Source organism: Methanobrevibacter arboriphilus JCM 13429 = DSM 1125 (assembly GCF_002072215.1).
GTDB lineage: Archaea > Methanobacteriota > Methanobacteria > Methanobacteriales > Methanobacteriaceae > Methanobinarius > Methanobinarius arboriphilicus.
Genome location: NZ_JXMW01000016.1, coordinates 1 through 22,608, shown reverse-complemented (window position 1 = coordinate 22,608; position 22,608 = coordinate 1). Strand labels below are relative to the sequence as shown.

20 protein-coding genes are annotated in these 22,608 nt (G+C 24.9%); 12 read left to right on the top strand and 8 right to left on the bottom strand.

Going from position 1 to position 22,608, the window contains the following annotated elements; genetic code table 11:
* Positions 1-156 precede the first annotated feature (156 nt).
* On the bottom strand, positions 157-1,140 hold the full coding sequence (hdrB, locus tag MBBAR_RS07605) for a ferredoxin:CoB-CoM heterodisulfide reductase subunit HdrB (RefSeq protein ID WP_080460705.1): 984 nt from the start codon (positions 1,138-1,140) through the stop codon (positions 157-159).
* Between the two features lie 172 nt (positions 1,141-1,312).
* Positions 1,313-1,903: a ferredoxin:CoB-CoM heterodisulfide reductase subunit HdrC gene (hdrC, locus tag MBBAR_RS07600; protein WP_080460699.1), complete on the bottom strand. Its 591-nt coding sequence runs from the start codon at positions 1,901-1,903 to the stop codon at positions 1,313-1,315.
* Positions 1,904-2,469: 566 nt separating this feature from the next.
* Here hdrC and MBBAR_RS07595 point away from each other — a divergent pair.
* Together MBBAR_RS07595 and MBBAR_RS07590 are read left to right on the top strand one after the other, a co-directional pair.
* The gene (locus MBBAR_RS07595; protein WP_080460698.1) at positions 2,470-3,222 is read left to right on the top strand and encodes a HesA/MoeB/ThiF family protein; all 753 of its coding nucleotides are present in this window, start codon (positions 2,470-2,472) and stop codon (positions 3,220-3,222) included.
* A gap of 144 nt (positions 3,223-3,366) precedes the next feature.
* Positions 3,367-3,567 carry a MoaD/ThiS family protein gene (locus MBBAR_RS07590; protein WP_042703893.1) on the top strand — a complete coding sequence of 67 codons (201 nt, stop codon included), beginning with the start codon at positions 3,367-3,369 and terminating at the stop codon, positions 3,565-3,567.
* Between the two features lie 192 nt (positions 3,568-3,759).
* Here the strand turns inward: MBBAR_RS07590 and MBBAR_RS07585 are convergent, their stop codons facing one another.
* The 6 genes from MBBAR_RS07585 to thiI form a co-directional block, all read right to left on the bottom strand.
* Positions 3,760-4,803: a glycosyltransferase gene (locus MBBAR_RS07585; protein WP_282956054.1), complete on the bottom strand. Its 1,044-nt coding sequence runs from the start codon at positions 4,801-4,803 to the stop codon at positions 3,760-3,762.
* Between the two features lie 380 nt (positions 4,804-5,183).
* Positions 5,184-5,924, bottom strand: a complete 741-nt coding sequence (locus MBBAR_RS07580) for an ABC transporter ATP-binding protein (RefSeq protein ID WP_080460696.1) — start codon at positions 5,922-5,924, stop codon at positions 5,184-5,186.
* Positions 5,925-5,982: 58 nt separating this feature from the next.
* Positions 5,983-6,720 carry an ABC transporter permease gene (locus MBBAR_RS07575; protein ID WP_080460695.1) on the bottom strand — a complete coding sequence of 246 codons (738 nt, stop codon included), beginning with the start codon at positions 6,718-6,720 and terminating at the stop codon, positions 5,983-5,985.
* Between the two features lie 272 nt (positions 6,721-6,992).
* Entirely contained in the window at positions 6,993-7,934 is a 942-nt protein-coding gene (locus MBBAR_RS07570; RefSeq protein ID WP_080460694.1) for an ABC transporter substrate-binding protein, read from the bottom strand.
* A 573-nt stretch (positions 7,935-8,507) separates the two neighbouring features.
* Positions 8,508-9,779: a GMC family oxidoreductase N-terminal domain-containing protein gene (locus tag MBBAR_RS07565; protein WP_080460693.1), complete on the bottom strand. Its 1,272-nt coding sequence runs from the start codon at positions 9,777-9,779 to the stop codon at positions 8,508-8,510.
* Positions 9,780-10,192: 413 nt separating this feature from the next.
* Complete coding sequence (gene thiI, locus MBBAR_RS07560) at positions 10,193-11,338, bottom strand: tRNA uracil 4-sulfurtransferase ThiI (protein ID WP_080460704.1); 1,146 nt, start codon at positions 11,336-11,338, stop codon at positions 10,193-10,195.
* Positions 11,339-12,057: 719 nt separating this feature from the next.
* On the opposite strand from thiI, the gene MBBAR_RS10325 reads away from it, so the two are divergent.
* The 10 genes from MBBAR_RS10325 (at position 12,058) to MBBAR_RS07515 (ending at position 22,584) form a co-directional block, all read left to right on the top strand.
* Positions 12,058-12,216: a hypothetical protein gene (locus MBBAR_RS10325; protein ID WP_158082559.1), complete on the top strand. Its 159-nt coding sequence runs from the start codon at positions 12,058-12,060 to the stop codon at positions 12,214-12,216.
* A 446-nt stretch (positions 12,217-12,662) separates the two neighbouring features.
* Entirely contained in the window at positions 12,663-13,532 is an 870-nt protein-coding gene (nifH, locus tag MBBAR_RS07555) for a nitrogenase iron protein (protein WP_080460692.1), read from the top strand.
* A gap of 145 nt (positions 13,533-13,677) precedes the next feature.
* Positions 13,678-15,216 (top strand): nitrogenase component 1, encoded by a 1,539-nt coding sequence (locus MBBAR_RS07550; RefSeq protein ID WP_080460691.1) that lies wholly within the window; start codon positions 13,678-13,680, stop codon positions 15,214-15,216.
* A gap of 196 nt (positions 15,217-15,412) precedes the next feature.
* Entirely contained in the window at positions 15,413-16,756 is a 1,344-nt protein-coding gene (locus MBBAR_RS07545) for a nitrogenase component 1 (protein WP_249025047.1), read from the top strand.
* A 303-nt stretch (positions 16,757-17,059) separates the two neighbouring features.
* Positions 17,060-17,926 carry an ABC transporter ATP-binding protein gene (locus tag MBBAR_RS07540; protein ID WP_080460689.1) on the top strand — a complete coding sequence of 289 codons (867 nt, stop codon included), beginning with the start codon at positions 17,060-17,062 and terminating at the stop codon, positions 17,924-17,926.
* Positions 17,927-18,718 carry an ABC transporter permease gene (locus tag MBBAR_RS07535; protein WP_080460688.1) on the top strand — a complete coding sequence of 264 codons (792 nt, stop codon included), beginning with the start codon at positions 17,927-17,929 and terminating at the stop codon, positions 18,716-18,718. It begins immediately after the preceding gene.
* A gap of 474 nt (positions 18,719-19,192) precedes the next feature.
* Positions 19,193-20,254, top strand: coding sequence for an ABC transporter substrate-binding protein (locus tag MBBAR_RS07530; protein ID WP_080460687.1), 1,062 nt, complete (start codon positions 19,193-19,195; stop codon positions 20,252-20,254).
* Positions 20,255-20,359: 105 nt separating this feature from the next.
* Positions 20,360-21,184 carry an ABC transporter permease gene (locus MBBAR_RS07525; RefSeq protein ID WP_080460686.1) on the top strand — a complete coding sequence of 275 codons (825 nt, stop codon included), beginning with the start codon at positions 20,360-20,362 and terminating at the stop codon, positions 21,182-21,184.
* Between the two features lie 127 nt (positions 21,185-21,311).
* Positions 21,312-21,647: a hypothetical protein gene (locus MBBAR_RS07520; RefSeq protein WP_080460685.1), complete on the top strand. Its 336-nt coding sequence runs from the start codon at positions 21,312-21,314 to the stop codon at positions 21,645-21,647.
* A 100-nt stretch (positions 21,648-21,747) separates the two neighbouring features.
* Positions 21,748-22,584, top strand: coding sequence for a hypothetical protein (locus tag MBBAR_RS07515; protein WP_080460684.1), 837 nt, complete (start codon positions 21,748-21,750; stop codon positions 22,582-22,584).
* Positions 22,585-22,608 lie beyond the last annotated feature (24 nt).

The window sequence follows — 22,608 nt, the reverse complement described above, 5'->3', positions numbered from 1 at the left end:
TTTAGTAGTAATAGTAATACTTTTTAATAATATTAATAAATATATTTTAATAATAGTAATAATATGTTTTAGTAGTAATAGTAATTATACTAATAATATTAATAAATATATTTTTCTAATATTAATAATAATACAATTTAATAATTTTTAAATTGATTATGTAGATATTTCATTTTCACTATCTTCAACTTTATCCTTAATTTTAGAATCATTTTTATTTAGCTTTTCAATGAATGGTTCAATTGGGATAGTATGAGTTTGAATCCCAACAACTTTATATGGATCTGCACCTAAAATTAAAGCAATAAATTGAGCAATGTTTAGATGAACCACTTTAAAATCTAAATCTAATTTTTTTTGGATATATGGTTGATATCTATCAAACTGCATATGGCAATTTGGACACATGTGTATTAATATATCCACATCTTCATCTTTTAAAGCTAAAAGTTTTTTTTCAGTTACATCTAATGATAAATCTTTGTTAACAAATCTTTGGCGAAAACCAGCACCACAAGTAGTTCTTTTTTCACTATACCATCCAATTGTATCAATACCACAAGATTTTACTATTTCATCAAGTAACACTGGATTTCTAGATCCATCTAATATATTATCATAAGACACTTTACAATAATGGCATGCATGATGGGTAGCTATTTTGATATTTGATAAGTCTCGCACAATATTTTTACTAATTTCATCTCTTTTATCATATAAAATATCAACTACATGGAGAATATTTTTTTCTGTATCAACAGAACCTTTTTCATATTCATTAAAACCACAATCATTAAAAATATAATTAATTTCTTCTCTTAAATCATCATTTTCATTTAATATTTCTGAAGATTTTTTATTTATAGCATAACAAGTTGCACACATAGTCACAATATTTTTTTTATCAATATTTTTAGCTAAATTGAAATTACGAGCAGCTATTAATGTTGTAGAAAATTGATCAAAAACATCACTATAATGACCAAGGCCTGTACAGCAGGATTGTTCATGATCGATAGTATAATCAATGTTTAATTTATCAAAAATATATTTAGTTGAAGATTCAATCCCCGGATATTCAGTACTAACTAAACAACTTTTAAATAGTAGAATATTTTTATCAGGTATTTTATCCATAATTATCAACTCATTTATTATTAATTAATTTTATTCGTTCAATTTTTATTTATTTAATTTTTATTCATTTAATTTTTATTTTTTTTTTCATTTAAATTTACTTTTATTTAAGAAATTACTCTCATTTAGTCATTTTACATTTATTTAAAAAATTACTTTCATTTAGCCATTCACATTACTCACTTTTCATCTTTTCCATTCTCTTATGAAATTTTGCTTTTTTAAGTAATAAATTGACCTCTTCAATTGATTTTTTAGGCATTTTCACAGGACCTAAAGAAAGCTCTTCTCTTATTTTATCAAGATCAGTTTTTAAATCTAACCAACCATCAATATCCTTGTTTAAGTCCATGAAAAAGCTTTTAGGCATTCCACCAATTCCAATATCTAAAAAAGTCTCCCCATATGTTACAAATGGTTTTATTTTTTCTTTAGCTATTCCTCTATCAATAGCAATTTGTCTAATAACTTGATTAGCTAAACAAGCACTATTTTTAACTGGACATACACTTTGGCAAGTATAACAATAAAAACAATTCCATATTTTATCATCTTCAATTATACTTTCATCATTATTAAGGATTTTAGCTATTAGATCACGAGGATTATAATCAGTGTGTGCAGCAGCAGGACATAATGATGTACACATACCACATTGAATACATTTAAGTAGCCCTAAATCTTTAGGAGCTTCGATAGAGTTTAATATCTCCTTTGAAAGATTTATTGAATATTTATCATCATTCTTGTCATTTTCATAATTCATCTTTTTTAAACTCCTTGTTTTATCCTTACTTTATTTTTATATTATAATAAATATTATAATAAATATTAGAATAAACATTAGAACAAATATTAGAATAAAATATTCTCATGAAAATGTTTATATATAAGTTAGTCATAATATAAAAATATAACTATTGTTATAAAAATGCTAAGAATTGTATTAATGACTTAAAAATAAAAATAGTATCAATATAATTAATGAAATACTAAATTTAAAATTAATTAGATACTAAAATTAATAATATAATTATTAAAAATAGATATTTAGCTATTAATAATGAATATTAAAAATAATTATAAAAAAATTATTAAAAATTATTATTAATTATTAATAATTATTAATAATTATTTAAATTATTAATTATTTAAAATAATAATATTAAAAAGAATATAAGTTTAAAAATATATTAATTATTGAATAGTATTATATTTATTTATAAAAGTTATATATGAATATTTAATTATCTTATAGTTTATATATAAACAATAAAGACTATTCAGATAAATATTTTAATTATAAATCGTATAAAGCAAGAAAGTGATTTAATGCCAACAAGATATATAGGAATGGGATATTGGGAAATTATTAGTCGTCAAATGAGCATAGTAACAAAAAGCCAACAAACTAGATTCAAAGAAGCAGAAGTAACTGTAATTGGATGTGGAGGAATCGGAGGGTCTTTAATTGAACAACTAGCTCGTATGGGTGTAGGAAAAATTAATTTAATTGATAAAGATATTTTTGACCTTTCAAACCTAAATAGGCAGCTAATCAGTGGATTAGAAACATTAGGTAAAGAAAAAAGTTATTCTGCAAAAGAAAGAGTCAGAAATGTAAATCCTTATGTTGAAGTTAATGCATTTAATGAAGAATTAAATGAAGAAAATGTAGAAAAAGTCATAGGTGACTCTGATGTAGTCTTAGATGCATTAGATAATTTAGTTACTCGTGTAATTGTAAGTAGGGCTGCTAAAAAACTCAAAATCCCTTATGTTCATGGAGCAATTCATGGGACAATGGGTCAAGTTTCTGTTTTTACTCCTGAAACAAAAACTTATGAAGAAATGTTTCAATTACCTTCAATCGATAAAGAATTAGATGAAAATACAATAAAAGATATTAATTCATTAAATAGGGGAGTTCCTCCAGTTATTGGTCCAACACCAAATATTGTGGGTTGTTTAGAAGCTTTTGAAGCATTTAAATTAATAACAGGGGTTGGTGAAGTCACTTACTCACCAAAACTTTTAAGTTTTAATATTTTAGATTTATCATCATTTGATGTAATAGAATTATAAAATTATTTATAAATTTAAAATATTTATAAATCTAAATCATATTATATCTAAATAATATTATATCAAATGATATTATAAAATATTATTTATAGATCTATATCGGTTTATCTATAAGTTCAAATCTAACAAAAAATAGGTGTTATTATGAGTTTTACATTAATATTTGAAAATAAAAAAGAAGACAAGGAACTTACTGAAGAAATTTGTGTTCAAGATGTTTTAAATGATCTTGATGTTTCTATTGAAAGTACTGTTGTTAAAAAAAATGGAGAAATAGTAGAAGAAGAAGCTATAATTAAAGAGGGAGATGAAGTCCAAATTATACAAATCGTTTATGGTGGTTAATGTATATTTTTTATCAATTTAGTTAAAATTTAACTAATACAATTAATTGTTTTTTTTTTTTAATTGCTATTTAAAACATTTATTTTTTCATGATAGCTATTTTTTCACAATAATAGCTTTTTTAAATAATAATTTAAAATTTTATATTAATTTATCTTTTTATTAAACTTTATATTATAAATTATTATCTTTTTATTGTTTATTTCCTAAGATTTTAGAAACATCAATTTTAAATAATTTTATAATTTTCAATATAATAATACTTGATATGGGTTGTTCAATTATTAACTTAATTAAAATTTTAAGAAATATTAAAATGTTTTTAGGATATACCTTTGATGAATTTATTTTTGATATGTATTTCATATATGGTTTGAAAATTTTAGAAATATATCTAATTTGTTTATATGATAAATCTTTGTTGTTTAAGATCATTACTGCTTCAAATCCTATTAAATCCATAATTAGTTGATTCATAAAAAAATTATACTTTAACCCTCTATCAAATATTTTTTTAAATCCATTTGCGCGATGTATTAAATCTGGAAAATTAACTTGTAATGTGTGTATCATAGAACCTTCATGCATTCTATATAAATATCCTTCAAATCTTGTTAAAAATGTTATTCTTGAGGCAGCATGTATTGCATCAAGATTAAATAAAACATCTTCTGCAAAAAGAAGACTTTCATCAAATTTAATGTTATGTTTTTGAATAAAATCATGATTTTTATAAATTTTAGAGGTAATATTAAGTCCTGAACCAAAAATAAACTTTTCACTTTGCCAGTTTGTTTTATCAATAATGAAAAACTCTTCATCCGTATCAGAAATAAAATTTACTGGTTTAAAATTCGGTCCTTCTTTTGATAAACCAATAGCTTTATAATTGAAACTTATAATATCAGGATTTTTCAATTTAAAATATTTTTCACAGGTTTCAAATGTTTTTGGAACAAGTTCATCATCATCATCTAGAAAAGAAATAAATTTTCCATTAGCTTTACTAAGCCCTAAATTCCTTGGACTTGCAGGACCTCTCTTTTTATTATTTAGTTCAAATATCTGAACATTTTCATAATCTTTCACTATGTTTTTAATCATTTTAATATAATTATACTCACAATTATGACAAATGATAATCCATTCAATGTTTTCAAAAGATATTGTCTGATTTCGCAATGATTTAAATGTTTTTTTAAAAAATTCAATATTTGGATTATGTGATGGAGTAATAACGGTTACTGAATATTTAATAAAATCAACTCCTTATCATCAGTTTTAAATGAATATAAATAGCAAATACTCGCTATATTAATAACAAAATACTATTATATATAACCATATAAATAGTTTTTGATTTTGACTATAAAAAATAATTAAAAAATAAGTTATAGTAAATAATAATTAAAAAATAAGTTATAGTAAATATGGTATGAAACTTAAAAATATGAAATATAAAATAAAAACAGATAAAAGTATGAATAAAATGAAAAATAATAAATTTATGAAAAATTAATATAAATTTTGAATGTTTTATTAATATATAATATAATTTTTAATGATTTATATTAATAATTTATATTAACGTTATTGAAATTATTAATAATATATAATTAACTATCTAGTATTTCTATAACTAAGTTTTGAATTTCAATAAATTCTTCTGTTTCTCTTTTTCTTGGTCTTGGTAAATTATTTTCAAAAATTTCTTTTATTTCTCCAGGATCTTTACTCATAATCACAATCCTATCTGAAAGAAAAACAGCTTCATCAACATCATGAGTAACAAAAACAATTGTATTATTTGTTTTATTCCATATTCTAATGAGTTCTTCCTGTAATTTATGTCTATTTTGCATATCTAAAGCTGAAAAAGGTTCATCCATTAACAACGTCTTTGTTTTATTAACAAGAGACCTTATAATTGCTACTCTTTGTTTCATTCCACCAGAAAGTTCGTGAGGATATAACTCTTCTGCACCTTCTAAGCCTACAGCTTCTAAGTATTTCTTAGCTCTCCTAATATTTTCCTCTTTTGAATGTCCTGCTATCTCTAAACCAAACATTACATTATCTAATACATTTAACCAAGGAAATAATGAATATTGTTGAAAAACAAATCCTCGTTCTCTCGATGGTTTTTCAACTAACTCTCCATTTTCTACTATCTCCCCACTTTCAGACTTTTCAAGTCCTCCAATTAAACGAAGTAAAGTAGTCTTTCCACAGCCAGATGGACCAAGAATACAAATTAACTCATTATCTTCAATTTCGAGATTTATATTGTTTAGTGCTATAATCTCTTTCTCATTTGTTTTGAATTTCTTGTTGATGTTTTTTATTTTAATTGACATAATATTCCAAATTTCATAAATAATTCTAAGTTATTATGCTTTATAATCTATTATGTTCTTACCAAAATATTTTCCTTTGAGCATGAATAAAAAGTCTATCGAATACTAATCCAATAATACCAATAGCTAACATACCAATAACGATATCTCCAGTATTAGATAAAGTAGATGCAGTCATAATCATTTGACCTAAACCAGATGTTGATCCAACCATCTCAGCAGAAACTGTACACATTAAATCAATTCCAAATGCAACTTTTAATCCTGTAACAATGGTTGGAAAAGATGAAGGAAAAATAACTTTACTAAGTATCTGTAAGTCATTAGCTCCTAATGTTTGTCCTGCTTCTATTAAAACCTTATCGGTTCTTTTTACACCATCAATTGTGTAAACAAGGATAGGAAATATACAACCCATAAATATAATAAACACTGCTGGAGCTATTCCAATACCAAACCATAAAAGTGAAAATGGTATCCATGCTACTGGAGGAATAGGTCTTAAAATACTAACTATTAATTCTGACATAGCTTCTAATCTTTCAGACCATCCTAAAATCAGACCTAATGGAACAGCTACTATTGTAGCTAATATTATCCCTAATAAAACCTTAAATAATGTATTTATTGTGTCATCAAGTAATTGACCTGTGATTATTAGGCTGTATCCAGCATTTAATACATCTAATGGAGTAGGTATTATATAATCTGGAAATACTTTAAAAACCATTGTGATTAAAAACCATATGATTATTAAAGTTACTGGAATTATTAATGAAAGAACTTTTTTATTCAAGATACCCTTAACCATTATTTAAATTAAAAATTATTATATTTAATATTAATTTTTATTACTCTTTAGACTATTAAAACTTTATATTAAAATTTTATTATTTTAATTTTATTATTATATTACTTAATTTTATTACTTAATTTTATTGGTTGAGTTTATTTTTATTTGAATTTAACTATTATTATATTGAAAATAAGGAAAAGTAATCAAAAATCAAATTATGATTTTTAATTTACTTTTTTATGTATTTTTTATATTTGATTTAATATTTAACTTTATATAGTTTGAAATATTTTATTAATGTCTAAAGCTTTTTCTATTAAACCTAAATCAATTTCTATATCCATAAAGTCTTTAACTTTGTTTTTATAATCATCACTTAAACCAGAAGTGAATTTTATATTTTTCATAGCTACCTTTTCAACATTAACATCAAATTGGTCTGCTGGTAATTTACTAGCTGCCTCTTCAGGACTTTTTAGAATATATTCTGTTGTTTCATTATGAATATCTAATATTATTTTAAGCTTATCCTCATGATTTGTAATAAAATCTTCTCTTGCAACTATCACACAACATGGGTGTTCTGGTAAAATATCATTAGAAGAAGCAATTTCAGTTCCATTAGCATTTAAAACAGCTTGAGTTACAAATGGTTCAAAAGCTACAATTCCATCAAGTTTTTTAGTTTTTATAGCATCTACTAATTGTGGAGATTTTAGAGATGAAATTGTTAAATCATTTTTATCTAAGTTTGCTTCTTTAAGAGCATATAAAAGAAGCATATATTGTATTGAACTTGGATCGGGAGTAGCTACATTTTTATCTTTTAAATCAGATACATTAGATATACCTGAATCATCAGGAACAACAATTCCACTTCCTTCCTCTTGAACAGATGAGACAATTTTAACAGGAACTCCTTTTGATATTGATGATAATGCTGGAGTTATACCTACATATCCTACATCAACTTCACCATTTGCCATAGCTGTCATTAAATTACCACCATTATCAAACTTAACAAGGTTAACTTTTACTCCCTTGGATTCATATTTTTTCTCAGCTTCAGCTATTAACAATGCAGCATGATGATCTGATGGCAAATATCCAATGTTAACAGTATCAGGATCAGATGAATTAGCATAAAGATATGCACCTGCTCCAATTAGTACTATAACTATTGCAATTATTAATACTATATATTTATTATCCATAATTTTTTCTCCTTTTTATTTGTTATTAAGTTATTATCATTAATATTGTTTTTTATTTCTTTTAGTATCAAAAATATTATTCTATATAATTAAATATAAAGCAATAAATGAGATTAGTATTAATAAATTTAATATTATATAATTAATACTAATAAAATAATGTTAATAATTAATATTAATAAATATAATATTAATAGAATTAATACATTAATAGAATTATTAATATATTAATAGAATTAATATTATAAGAATAATACTAATAAAAATAATATTAATAAAAATATTATTTATAAATTGATATTATAAAAATATTATTAATAAAATAATGTTAATAAGTAATATTAATAAAAATAATAGTAAGATAAATTTAATATAATAATAGTTGATATAATCAATAGTAATATCAATATAAAACAAACAATCATTTATAATAATAATAAAAAATTATTTAATAAAAAAATCTATTATAATTTATTAAATTATTATAATTTATTGGGTTATTATTTATTGAGTTATTGTAATTTATTAAATTTTTATAATTAATTTATTAAATTAATACATTTTATTAGATTTTCACTGTTTGTTTATTAAATATTTAGATAATCTTTTAGACAATGCTAAAATAGCTATTATTGGAGGAGCTCCAGGAGCTTCAGGAATAACACTAGCATCAGAAATAAACAAACCTTTATACTCTGTTTCGAGATTAGTATCAACAATATCTCCAATAGCAGCTGTTCCACCAGGATGAGCTCCTCTTAAATGTGTTGAAACTATAGTATTTGGGTCTACACCAGCTTTTACTAAAATTGCACCAGCAGTAGCTGCTCCTTCAGCAATAAATCTAACATCTTTAATTGTATTTTCTTTTATAACTTCTCCATCTACAATTTTCCCATGATTATCATCAGGAATCTTAACCATAATACTTAATATATCTCCTTTTTTAATATTATCCTCATTAATATTATTATCACCAGTATTACCACTATTATTATCACTATTATCACTAGTATTTTTATTACTAATATTTTCATTTAAAATAATAGAATAGTGAGGAGCAAGAACAAAGTTTCCTCCAATAACCAATGCATTCATAGTTACTTCTTTATAATAGTTAATGTCTTTAATAACTCCTCCAACAGTAACAAAAGGATCAACAAATAATTTTTCTCCAGCTTTTAAACCTAACCTTTGAAGAATAATTGCAGAGTCAATAGCTCCAGCAGCCAAAACAACAGTATCAGATTCAATAATCTCTTCATTACCGTTTGATCTTTTAACTTTAACTCCTTTTACAGAATCTCTCTCAGTAACTATTTCAGTAACTTCAGTTTCATCTATTAACTCTGCTCCATTTTCAATAGCTATCTTAATGAAATCTTGTGAAGACCATTTTGCATTGCTTGGACAACCCCATGCACACTTTCCACATTGAATACAATCTTCTTCTCTTATGAATTTAGGCATTTTTATAACTGGAAGACCAATAGACTTTGCAGCTTCAATAAATTTCTTTGTACCTTCACCAAAGTGAGAATCATCCATTTGGTGAATATCTAACAATTCTTCTACTTCATCAAGTTCTTTTGAGATATCAACATTGTACTCTTTTAATTCATCTTCAAGTAGCCTAACACCGTTTCCAGCTGCTACAACACTTGATCCTCCAACACAAGTTGTTTTTGAAAGATCTAAATAATCATCAATTTCATCATAATATTTATATGAATCAGCAACATCACAAAATGGTCCTTTTTCAACAATAGTTACTGGAATATTAGCTTTTGATAACTCCATTGCTAATATTGCTCCTCCTACACCAGACCCAACAATTAGTACCATAATTTCACCATATTTTTAAATTTAATATTATATTAAATATTTCATATTTTAAATTCTATTTATCTTTATTTTTTCACTATGATTTTTATTTTTTTGTTCTATTTTTTGCTATAATGTTTATTTTTCACTATATTTTTTTATAATTTTGTCATTATTTCGTTTAAATATAGAAACTTCTCCATAATTTATAACAATTGTTATTTGAATGAAAATAATATATAAACATTACGATTTAACATTACAATTTATATTCAAAATATAATTTACATAATAAAATATAGTCACATTAAAGTATTTTTTATATAATAAAATATCTTTATATTAAAGTATTTTTTACATAATAAAATATCTTTATATTAAAATATTTTAAAAATAAATTAAGTTTACATATATTTGTAAAAATATTTGAAAAACTAATATAACTTTTCAACAGCTTTTTTTATTTCTACCTCCTGATTTATTAATTCTAATGCATCATTAACTCTACTAAGTTCAGCTTTAGTTTCAGGATAACGTGGAACCGCAGAACATCCTCCATCATTAATTTCAGAAATAGGAAAAGTTCCAATTTTTCTAGATATTTTTTCTATCTCTATTTTATCTAAGCCAATAAGTGGGCTTAAGATAGGAAATTCTGCATTAGCACGTGTAGCTAATATATTATGGAGTGTTTGAGATGCTACTTGTCCTACACTACTACCATCAACTATTCCCAATGCATTTTCTTTTTTAGCTACTTCACTAGCTAATTTATACATACCAGATTTACACAATACACAGGTAAGCTTTTCAGGAGCATTATCTTTACATTTTTCTAGGTAATCTCCATATTTTACTATTTTAGTTCTTATTGGAAATCCATATGAATATTCATTAAGTTTATTTATTAACTCTTTGAAATTTTCTGTAACCTTTGGACCTGCAAAAGGATCGTTATCAAAATGAATAGCTGTTATAGCACAACCTCTTTTCATCATTAAGTAAGCTGCAACTGGTGAGTCAATACCACTTGATATTAAAGCTACTAATCTTCCTTGGGAACCGAGAGGTAATCCTCCAGGACCTCTAATTTTTTCATGAAATATATAGGTTTCATCTTCTCTAACTTCAAGAAAAATTTTTATATCAGGATTAGATAAATCAACTGGAGCATCAATCTTTTTTCTAACTATTGATCCAGCAAATCCAGCCATTTCCTGAGATGAAAAATCATGATCACCAACTCTTCTACATCTTACTGCAAACTTCGTTTTAGAACTAATCAAATTTTCTTCAATGAGTTTTTCTGTATATTTGCCTAAATCATTTTCAATATCTTCATAAGTAGTTTTTGTATGAATAGCAGGTGAAAATGATACGATTCCGAAGATTCTTTTTAATTTGGTTAAAGCTTCATCAAAATTTTTTGGATGAATATATATTCTTCCTTGGCTTATTTTTATTTTACATTCAAATGCAGTTTTTATGTTAGATTTTAATTGTCTTTCAAATCTTCCTCTTACTCGAGGACTTTTCAGTCCTATTTCTCCATATCTAGCTATTATTAAACTATGATTCAATAAGTTATCTTTCATTCAATCTCTCCAAATCAATCAATTTTTAATTATAAATAATATCATTATAAATAATATCAAATTATAGATGATATCAATAAATATCAATTCTATTATATAAATAAAATTAACATCAATAAAATTAATATCAATAAATTTAACTAATCATTAATAAGTTTATATAATCAATAATTATATAATCAATAATATCAATAATTTTTTAACCAATAATTTTAAATAACAATTGTTATAAATATTATTTTATTAATTATATTTAAACTTATTTAATAATTTTTTAATAATTTCTTAAATAAAAAAATTATAATAAATTATTATGTAAAATATGATAAAAATCTAGATTAATACTAATAAATAGTAAAAATCTAGTAAATTTATAGTAAAGTTTATATATTATTATAAATAATTGATAAATAACGATTGTTATATTTTCTATAATAATAAAAAATGAAAAAAATAATCGGGTATTATCGTTGAAATATTGTAGATTTATATAAAGTTGTATTGTGTTGTGTTATTTAATATAATATTATAAAATAATTTTATAGTAGTTTATATAATTTAATAACTAAATTTATATAATTATTAAGCTATAATCATTAAACTGATATAACAATAATTATTAAATACTATAATTATTAAAATTATATAGCTATATTAAAGTTAATGATATTATATGAAAAATTAAGAATATATGGAGGCCAAAAATGATTTCTGAATTAAGAATAAAAAAATCTATTGAATACATTTCTAATGTATCTAATAAATTAGTTGAAATTAGGTTTGCATATATATACAACGACTTTATTTCTTACAAAGATTTCTTAAGACATAAATCTTATTCCATTATTGATTTTATGTGTTGATTAAAATACTTAACTCTCATTTCCTAAATAGCAAAATTAATTTAATTTAATTATATAATTTTTATAAAATCATTAATTAAATTTTAATTAAAATTAATTTAAATTAATATATTAAAAATTTTAATATATTAAAAATATATTAAAATATAATATATTAAAATAATTAATTGATAATTAAAATTTTTATATTAATAAGAATTATTTTATAAAATTATTAATTATAAAGATTAGTTTAATTATAAATTATTAATTTATAATTAAATAAAAATTTTGTTTTAGAAAAAGAGTTACAAATTAACTTATTTTTGTTTTTAATATTCTATTTAAGATTTTAATCTTAATTGAATCTTTTATTAAAAATTATATTAAAAATCAAGAATAAAATAAATCAATAATATAACAATTGTTATATAATTCTTAGCTTAACTATTAATGAGGTAGAAAAATTGAAGAAAATAAAAGAGATTGCTATATATGGAAAAGGTGGAATAGGAAAATCTACTACCACCTCAAATATTAGTGCAGCATTGTCGGATGCTGGATATAATGTAATGCAAGTGGGTTGTGACCCAAAAAGTGATTCTACACATACATTAACTGGTGGAAAATCAATACCAACAGTACTTGAATCACTGAGAAAAGGAAGGGGAGCTTTAAAAGTTGAAGATGTAATTTTTGAAGGATTTAATGGAATCCACTGTGTTGAAGCTGGAGGTCCTGAACCTGGTGTTGGATGTGCTGGAAGAGGTATAATTACAGCAGTAGAATTTTTAAAACAACAAAATGTATATGAAGAATATGCTCCTGATGTTGTTTTATATGATGTTCTTGGGGATGTTGTTTGTGGAGGATTTGCAATGCCAATAAGAGAAGGAGTAGCAGATCAAGTCTACACAGTTTCTTCTGCAGATTTTATGGCTATTTATGCAGCTAATAATCTTTTTAAAGGTATAAAAAAATATTCTACAGGAGGGGGAGCTCTCTTCAGTGGAATAATTGCAAATTCAATTACATTTTCTGCTCAAAAAGATATTCTAAAAGATTTTGTTGATCAGACAGATAGTACAATAGCAGGCTTTGTTCCAAGATCTCTTACAGTAACACAAGCAGAATTAGCAGGAAAAACAACTATTGAAGCAGATCCAGAATCAGCACAAGCAGATGTTTATAGAAAACTTGCAAAGGATATTTATAATAACAAAAATGAATATGTACCATCTCCTTTAGAAAGTGATGAACTAAAGGATTGGGCAGAATCGTGGTCTGATAAATTATTAGAACTTAAAAAACAAGAAGAAGGTGATTTTAAGATATAAAAATCTTAAATTTAAGATAGATAAAATTAAGGAAATATTAATTAAATAATGTAATTTAAATAAATTATAATTTGAATTAAATAGATGTAAAATTAAGAGAATTGAATGATTAAAAGAATCAAAATTAGAATATAGAGGTTAAAATATGGCTAAAAATGAACTTGATTCAGAGGATTACATTGTAGAACTTGATAAAGTCACATGCCCTACTCGTGAACAACGTGCAAATGGAACAAATGTGTACTTTGGAAAAGCTAGTGAACTTTTAGATGATGCAAAAAAAGGTAATTTAAAATGTACTGAAAGAGGGTTTCAACAATCTGGAGGATGTATCCTAAATTTTTACCTCTCAGTGAGAGTTTCTACAATAAGAGATGCTGCGATAATTTTTAATGGTCCTGTTGGATGTTCACATGCAGCATTAGGTTATAAAGAACTATATGGAGCTATTCCAGAAGCATTAGGAAAACCAACAAATTATAAACTTAATTGGTTAACTACTAATCTTGGAGAAGATGATGTTGTTTTTGGTGCTAAAGATAAGCTTATTGAAGCTATTAAAGAAGCTGAAGATAGGTATTCTCCAAAAGCTATTTTCATTTTAACTACCTGTGTCACAGGGATAATTGGTGAAGATATTGAATCTGCAGTAAATGAGATCCAACCTGATGTAAAAGCAACCATTGTTCCAATTCACTGTGAAGGTGTAAGATCTAAAATCATGCAAACAGGATATGATGCTTTTTGGCATGGAGTATTAAAATATCTTGTTAAAAAACCTAAAAAGAAACAAAAAGACTTAGTTAATATAGCTAGTATGTTATCTTATGCATGGCAAGATAGGATTGAAATTGAAAGATTACTTGGTAAGTTAGGCTTAAGAGTAAATTTTATTCCAGAATTTGCAAGTGTTGAAGACTTTGAACAGCTGTCAGAGGCAGCAGTAACAGCACCAATTTGTCCAACTTATACAGATTACTTATCAAGAGGACTTCACCAACATTTTGGAGTTCCATTTTTCATGTATCCTTCTCCTATTGGTATTAATAATACTGATGAATGGCTTAGAGAGATAGCTAAGTATACTGGAAAAGAAGAAGAAGTTGAAGAACTTATAAAAGAAGAACATAAGAAATATGTTCCTAAATTAAAAGAGATTAAAGATAAGTTTAAAGCTATTGAGGATAAAAGAGGTTCAAAAATTGATGTTCTTGGTTCTCTTGGACAAGGACGGCTTGTTACTCAATTACCTTACTTTGATGAGTTAGGTGTTAAATCAAGTTCAGCAATGGCACAGGATTTTGATAATATCTTAATCGATGAATTAGAAGATGTTATTGATAAAGTCGGTGATTTTAATGTTATGGTAAATACTTTCCAAGCAGCTGAACAACTCCATATTACTGAACAAACAAAACCAGATATGGCTTTAACATGTCCGTTCCAAGGTGGTGCTTGGAAACGTGAAGGTTCTGTTTCAAGATTACATTCACTTAGAGGAGATCCAAGAAAATGGAGTACTCAGGCAGGATATGCTGGTGCAGTTGCATATGGAAACTTTTTACTCCAAGCACTTAAAAATGAATCACTACAAAGACTTTCTAAAGAAAATACTGGCGTTAGTGTCAAAAAATGGTACTTAGATCAACCAGATCCATTGTACTTTGCTGAAAAAGGAAAATAATTTTTTAAAATTTTATAATTTTTATAATATTTTTTATAATATTTTTATAATATTTTTATAATTTATAATATTATTATAAATTTTATAACTTATTATAAGACTTTTTATAAATCTTATAATTTTTTGTATATTTTATAAAATTTTTATAATTTATAATATTTTTATATATTTTATGTTTATTAAGGGAGATGAAAAATTGAGTGAAAAATCAGAAAACTATATAGATGAATCAAGTTCACCTAGAATAGTAGAAGCTCCAAGATATGGTTGTACATTATCTGGAGCTTATGAAGCAGCGGTTGGATTAAATGAGGGGGTTCCTATTCTTCATTCTGGTTCAGGTTGTGGTATGAGTCAATTGTTTGGTGCAAATTATGGAGGAGCTCAAAATGCTCCTGGTGATTATGGAGGCTCATCTACTCCATGTTCTTGTCTTGTTGAAGAACATGTGATTTTTGGAGGAGAAGATAAGTTAAGAAAACTTATTGATTCAACAATAAAAATTTCAACAGGTGAATTTTTTACTGTAATATCAGGTTGTGTTCCATCTTTAATTGGAGACGATGTTGATGCTGTTGTTAATGAATTTAGAGATAAAGCACCTATAATCCACGTGAATGCTCCAGGTTTTAAAGGAAACTCATTTGAAGGATATGAATTATTTTTTGAAGCTCTTGTAGATCAATATTTAAAGCCTTCGGATAAAAAAGAAAAAAAATTAATTAATATATTAGGTATTGTACCATTTCAACATATTTTTTGGAAAGGGGAGCTTAGAGCTATTAAAGAATTACTTGAAAAACTTGATATAGAAGCTAATGTTATATTTGGAGAATTTGACACAGTTGAAAAAATTCAAAAGATACCTTCTGCAGCATATAATATTGTTTTATCCCCATGGATTGGTCATAGGGCTGCTCGTAAACTTGAAAAAGAATTTGATACACCTTATATAAGTTTTCCTGGAATACCTACAGGCCCTATTCAAACTACAAAATTTTTAAGAAAGTTAGCTGAAATTCTTCCTATTAATAAAAGGAAGCTTGAAGATTTAATAAAAGAAGGAGAGCGTAGAGCTTATCGTACAATTGAATATGCTGGAGATATTCTTCAGTTTGATGTTCCTAATGTTTATTTTGGAGTTGTAGCTGATTCAAATACTGCTGTGAGTATTACAAGATATTTAACTGATGAAGTTGGACAACTTCCAGATATTGTTATTATTACTGATAATCCTCCTGAAGAATATAAGGAAGGAATTATTAATGCAATAACAAGTAGTGAAGAGATTCAATTTACTCCAGATATTATATTTGAAATAGATTCATTCAAAATAAATCAACTTTTAAAGGATAGACCATTTTTAAATCTTTATGCAAGTTCTCTTGAATCTGTTATTAAAGGTGAATTAGAAACTACTCATGTTACAGTTTCTTTTCCTTCATATAATAGGCTGGTTTTAGGAGATAATTATGTTGGATATGATGGTGGTCTTAATTTAATTCAAGATTTGTTTTATGATAAAGCAGGACCTTTGTAGAATATTATAACAATTGTTAATCGATTGATTTTTATTTTTTTATTTTTCATATTTTATTTTTTTATATGAGAATATAAAAATAGAAAACATAACATTGTTATATAAATCTGAATATTAGTATTAAAAATAAAATTATTGAAATAAAAATTATTGAAGTTAAAATTATTGAAATAAAAATTATTGAGGTTAAAATTAAAATTTTAAAGATTAAATTAAATTATTTTTATAAACAATATTGGAGGTGTTAAAATAGGTGAAATAAAAAATGATAATGAAACAAAAGGAAATCAAAAGATAAGTTATTTGAATAAAGATAATAATGATACTTCTAAAATCATTATAAGAAATATTAAAAAAACATTTGAAAGAAAAGGAAAAAAATCTAAAGAAGAGGAATTTCTTGCAATAGATAATGTTAATTTAGATATATATAATGGAGAATTTTTGGTTATTTTGGGTCCAAGTGGTTGTGGAAAATCAACATTATTAGACATTATCGGTGGTCTTTCTACTCCATCAAAAGGTGAAATAAAAATTAATGATAAAATTGTTGATGGTCCTGGATTAGATAGAGGAATTGTTTTTCAACAATATGCTCTTCTACCATGGAGAAATGCTTTACACAATGTAACTTTTCCATTAGAATCTCATTTAGATAAAAAAGAATGTGAAAAAATTAGTAAAGAATACCTTTCACTTGTAGGGCTATCTGGCTTTGAAGATAGATATCCTAATGAACTAAGTGGTGGTATGAAACAGAGAGTAGCTATTGCTCGTGCATTAGCTATTGATCCAGAAATTTTACTTATGGATGAACCTTTTGCAGCTGTTGATGCTCAAACAAGATCTATCTTACAAGAAGATTTACTTAAAATAACAGAAAACAATAAAAAAACAGTTATATTTATTACTCATAGTATAGATGAAGCTATATTTTTAGCTGATAAAGTTGCAATCATGACAGCTCGACCAGGAACTATTAAAGAAATTGTAAATATTCCAATATCAAGGCAACATAGATTTAAAACAGATTTTAAGAGCAGTACTGATTTTGCTAGATTAAGACACAAAATTTGGGAGCTTTTAAAAGAAGAAGTTATTAAATCTCAAGAAATTAAAGAAAATAAGCTTGAATTTGAGACTTCAATTGAAAAAGGTGGGGGAATTTAAATGAGTTCTGTAAATTTTTCACCAACATCTCTATTTAAATCAACATTACATAAATACATTGCAATTATAGTATTTTTAATAGCTTGGCAGATTCTTCCAACTTTAGGGCTTGTAAATCAAATATTTATTCCAACTCCAACCACAATCCTTAATGAAATGTATAGATTATGTTTAGATGGAACTTTACAATATAATACCTTAGTAAGTTTATGGAGAGTGTTTTCAGGTTTTCTTCTTGCACTTATAGTTGCACTACCTCTTGGATTTTTATTAGGTGGCTTTTTTAAAAATTTTGAAAAAGCAGTAAATCCACTTCTTCAGCTTTTATCTCAGGCAAACCCATTTACTTTGTTTCCTATATTCATTGTATTTTTAGGAATAGGAGAACTTTCTAAAATAACAATTATCTATTGGGTCACTCAATGGCCAATATTACTGAATACTATTACTGGTATATCTAATGTTGATCCTGTTTTAGTAAAAATGGCTAAATCTGCGGGATTAGGTAAAGTAGAAATTTTTACTAAGGTACTGATTCCAGCTTCACTACCAACAGTTTTCACTGGTATCCGTATGGGTGCAGTTTTCGCATTTTTCATGCTGATTGGTGCTGAGATGTTAGGATCAACTGCTGGTTTAGGTCATATGATTATGCAAGCTCAAATGGTAATGCAAATACCTAAAATGTGGGCAGGAATCGTAACTGTTGCTTTACTTGGTTATATTGTAAATTATGGTTTACTTTATTTAGAAAAAAGAGTTTCAACATGGAAACAAGATGTTGAAATTTAATATGTATATTTTGTATATTTGAGTATATAATTTATTATAAAAATTTAAGTTCATAAAATTATCCTTAGTAGGAGGTGCTATAATGACTTGCTAAAAAGAGAGAATACAAAAAATAACCGATTTGATAGTAAATAGATAGGGAAGATCCCTATCTATTCATTATAATGTATATTCAACAATTCTACTAAATTTGAATATACAATATTTAATATGTTCAATCTAATATTTAAGTTTTTTAAGCTTCATTTATAATTTTAACATATTATTTATTGAAATCAAATAAAAATTAATTTAATTAAACAATAATTTGAATAAACATATTTAAAGAAATATTAATCATTAAAATTAATATTAAATAGAAAATAACTGTGAAATCTTATAAAAACTTGATATGAGAATATAAGATTTGATATAAGAATATAATTTAACATATAAAGTATAAAGATAAAGAAAATTAAAATAAGGAGAATAAAAATGGTAAATAAAAAATTAATAGCTATAGTTATTGTAATTATAGCGATAATAGCAATAATAGCAGGATTAGTATTTTTACCATCATCGGCAAATGCTAATTCTATTAATGGAGCTGTAACAAAAGATTGTTCAGGAACTCCTTGGTTTGTAGGATATGAAAAAGGATTTTTTGATAAATATAATGTAAATGTTGTTGATAAAGGTGATATTCCTTATGCTCAACAACCTGCAGCACTTTCATCAGGAGAATTAAATGTATATGATGGACATCCAAATGCATTAATAAATCTTATTAAGAGTGGTGTTCCAGTTCAAGCTGTAGTAGTAACTGGAGCAGAACCTATTAATGGATCTTTAGATGAAGAACATATGCACTGGCTTGTTAAAGAAAATAGTTCTTTAAAAGGTCCAGAAGATTTTGAAAAATTTGTAAAAGATAATGGAAGAAAAGTTAAAGTTGGAGTACTTGCTACTGGTGTTTGTGCTGATTTAGAAACAAATGCATGGTTAAGAAAAAATAATATTACACCTAATGATACTATCGAATATGTTACTCTTCCAGATAATCAACAAGAACAAGCATTATTACAAGGTGATATTGATATTGCAACATTACATCCTCCATTTTTTGCAAAAGCAGAAAAAGATAGTAATGAAACCAATGATTCTAGCAAAAAATTAAGAATTTTAACTACTAGTACTGAAGCATTTGGTCCTGCAGCAGGATTATCCTTTGCAATAGTTAATGAAGAATTTATAAAAGAACATCCTGATACTGTTCGAAATTTCATCAAAGCATTTAAAGATGCTGATAGATGGTCTAATGATAACAGGGAAGAAGCAGGTGAAATAACTGCTAAAAATATTGATTTACCATATACAGCTAATGTTCACTGGTATAGTCCTTCTGGAGCTATTGATGATGAAGTTAAAGGATATATACAAGATTGGATTGATGCAATGGAAGCTGATGGATTAATAGAACATGGTGAATTTGTACCTGAGGATTTATATACTACTGAATTTAATGATACTTGGGATACTAGCTTACCAAATCAATAATAATATTTAAATTCTGGGGGGTTATTATTGATTTACTAATTTTTTTATAAACAAATTTCTATTTTTTATCTTTTATTTTTGATATAACTAATTTTAAGTGAAAAAATGAATTTAATAATCTTAATTAATAATCTTAATAAAATAATTTTTAACAAATTTATATCGATTATTCATAAAATCATTCATAAATTTTCTGCAGTTATTATCTTTTTTATCATATGGGAATTTTTATCAGTTATAGGAGTATTTAATCCTAATTTCATTTCTTCTCCATCGACTATTATTATAAAAATAGTCGAATTGAGTTTAAGTGGGATAATCCCTTTTGAAACAGCTTATACTCTAATAAGAGTTTTAATAGGAGTTAGTTTAGCTTTGATTGTAGCTATTCCATTGGGATTTTTGCTTGGAGGATTTTTTAAAAGGATTGAAAATTCATTAAACCCATTGTTGAGATTGTTAGAACAGATTAATCCATTAACTCTTTTTCATTTAATAATTTTATTTACATTAATAAATGAACTTGCAATTGTACTCGTGATATATTGGGCAGTTCAATGGCCTTTGTTGAATAACACAGTTACTGGTGCAAAAAATGTACCTTCAGAGTTTGTTAAAATTGGAAAATCACTGAATTTTAATAAATCTGATATTTTTTGGAAAATACAGTTACCCTCTGCACTTCCTTATATTTTCACAGGATTAAGATTAGGCGTAATATTTGCTTTTTTAATAGCTATGGGTGTGGAGATGATGGGAATGACAACAGGGAATGGTTTAGGTTATTTCATAATGCATTCGCAAGAAACTGGCTATGTTCCAGATATGTGGGCAGGAGTTGCTGTTATGACAATTTTAGCTGTTTTAGTTAATTATTCTATTACTTTAATAGAAAAGGAGTTTTACAGAATAGAAAATTTGTTATTTTAATTATTTAAAATTCTAATTATTTAAGACAAGGTTAGGATTGGGAATAAGTATGAATAGAATATAATAATGAAAAAATAATCATGAATGGAGTACAATAATGAAAAAATACTTATAAAAGGGGTATATAATGAAAAAAAAATATTTAGTAATATTAATAATCATCATCATTGTAGGCATTGCTTTTGCATCATCTCTTTTTATTTTTCAAGGAGATGAAAAAGATGTATGTTCTCAATGTAAAATGTTGAATTGTCATGATCATGCTACAGGAGATAATTATTGTTGTGATATGTGTAGTATGGAAGAAAATAGTAAATGTAATTGTCCAATGCCAATGAAAGAAAATAATAATTCTGAAAATAATGCTTCTGAAAATAGTAATTCTAAAAATAATAATTCTAATATAAGTATGAATAATTCTTTAGCTGAAAATAGTTCAGATATGAAAATGCATAACAATTAATTGCATAACAATTAATTTAATTTTTAATATCTTTTTTAATTTTTAGCATATTTTAATATTTTTAATAAAATTATAAATCAGTTAATTTGGAGTAAATATTATGTCTTATCTTAATTTAAAATACATTGATTTAAGTTCGATTACGGTTGTTGGATCTTTAATATTCTTTATTTGGGGAATAATAGTAGGATTATTGTTATTTATTTATGCTGCTATTAATGGAAATTTTGATACATTATCATTACTTATTCCATTTACAATAGCTTTTATATCTTTAGTTGGAGGAGTTGTTTATTATTTCATTGGAAATTTTCTTTATAATATTTTTTCAAATAAAATATTTAGTGTTTCCTTTGAAATATCGAATGGAAGTATTGAAAGAATCTCAATTTTACCTATTTCAATCATTATAACTTTGATAAATATTATATTTGTTATTTTGTTTTATCCTGGATTAAAATTAGTTTTAGAGATTATTTTAATAGATTTATACTCATTTATAAGTTTCACCCCAATGATTTCATTGATAGGTCAAACTATAGATATTATTACAAATCCTATTATAATTTTAATATTTATTGTTTTAACTTTTATTTTAACTGGTTTAGGAGGATTTATATATAATTTAGTATCTAAAAAAACTGGTGGAGTTGAAATAAAATTAGAAAATGATAAAAATGATAATAAAAGTATAAATAAAATCAATTATTTTAAACCATCAAGTGTAGGTTTGAACTTAGCTATTGCTTTGATTATTCCTTATACAATAATTCATCTAATAATTTCTTTTTTATTTTTCCCTGTTTCTTATATTAATTCTATTTTAGTAATTATAGGAGGATTTATAGGAATATTTATAATTATGAGTATATCTACAATATTTTATAATTTAATAGCTAAATTAAATCCTATTTTAGTTGAATTAGAATCTGATTAAGAGTAGAATAGTTTTAGATCTAAT

What these genes read in the sequence shown, in the direction of transcription:
- hdrC (WP_080460699.1), bottom strand. Translation starts at nt 1,903, where the DNA reads ATGAATTATGAAAATGACAAGAATGATGATAAATATTCAATAAATCTT.
- MBBAR_RS07595 (WP_080460698.1), top strand. Translation starts at nt 2,470, where the DNA reads ATGCCAACAAGATATATAGGAATGGGATATTGGGAAATTATTAGTCGT.
- MBBAR_RS07590 (WP_042703893.1), top strand. Translation starts at nt 3,367, where the DNA reads ATGAGTTTTACATTAATATTTGAAAATAAAAAAGAAGACAAGGAACTT.
- MBBAR_RS07580 (WP_080460696.1), bottom strand. Translation starts at nt 5,924, where the DNA reads ATGTCAATTAAAATAAAAAACATCAACAAGAAATTCAAAACAAATGAG.
- MBBAR_RS07570 (WP_080460694.1), bottom strand. Translation starts at nt 7,934, where the DNA reads ATGGATAATAAATATATAGTATTAATAATTGCAATAGTTATAGTACTA.
- MBBAR_RS07565 (WP_080460693.1), bottom strand. Translation starts at nt 9,779, where the DNA reads ATGGTACTAATTGTTGGGTCTGGTGTAGGAGGAGCAATATTAGCAATG.
- MBBAR_RS10325 (WP_158082559.1), top strand. Translation starts at nt 12,058, where the DNA reads ATGATTTCTGAATTAAGAATAAAAAAATCTATTGAATACATTTCTAAT.
- MBBAR_RS07550 (WP_080460691.1), top strand. Translation starts at nt 13,678, where the DNA reads ATGGCTAAAAATGAACTTGATTCAGAGGATTACATTGTAGAACTTGAT.
- MBBAR_RS07535 (WP_080460688.1), top strand. Translation starts at nt 17,927, where the DNA reads ATGAGTTCTGTAAATTTTTCACCAACATCTCTATTTAAATCAACATTA.
- MBBAR_RS07530 (WP_080460687.1), top strand. Translation starts at nt 19,193, where the DNA reads ATGGTAAATAAAAAATTAATAGCTATAGTTATTGTAATTATAGCGATA.
- MBBAR_RS07525 (WP_080460686.1), top strand. Translation starts at nt 20,360, where the DNA reads ATGAATTTAATAATCTTAATTAATAATCTTAATAAAATAATTTTTAAC.
- MBBAR_RS07520 (WP_080460685.1), top strand. Translation starts at nt 21,312, where the DNA reads ATGAAAAAAAAATATTTAGTAATATTAATAATCATCATCATTGTAGGC.
- MBBAR_RS07515 (WP_080460684.1), top strand. Translation starts at nt 21,748, where the DNA reads ATGTCTTATCTTAATTTAAAATACATTGATTTAAGTTCGATTACGGTT.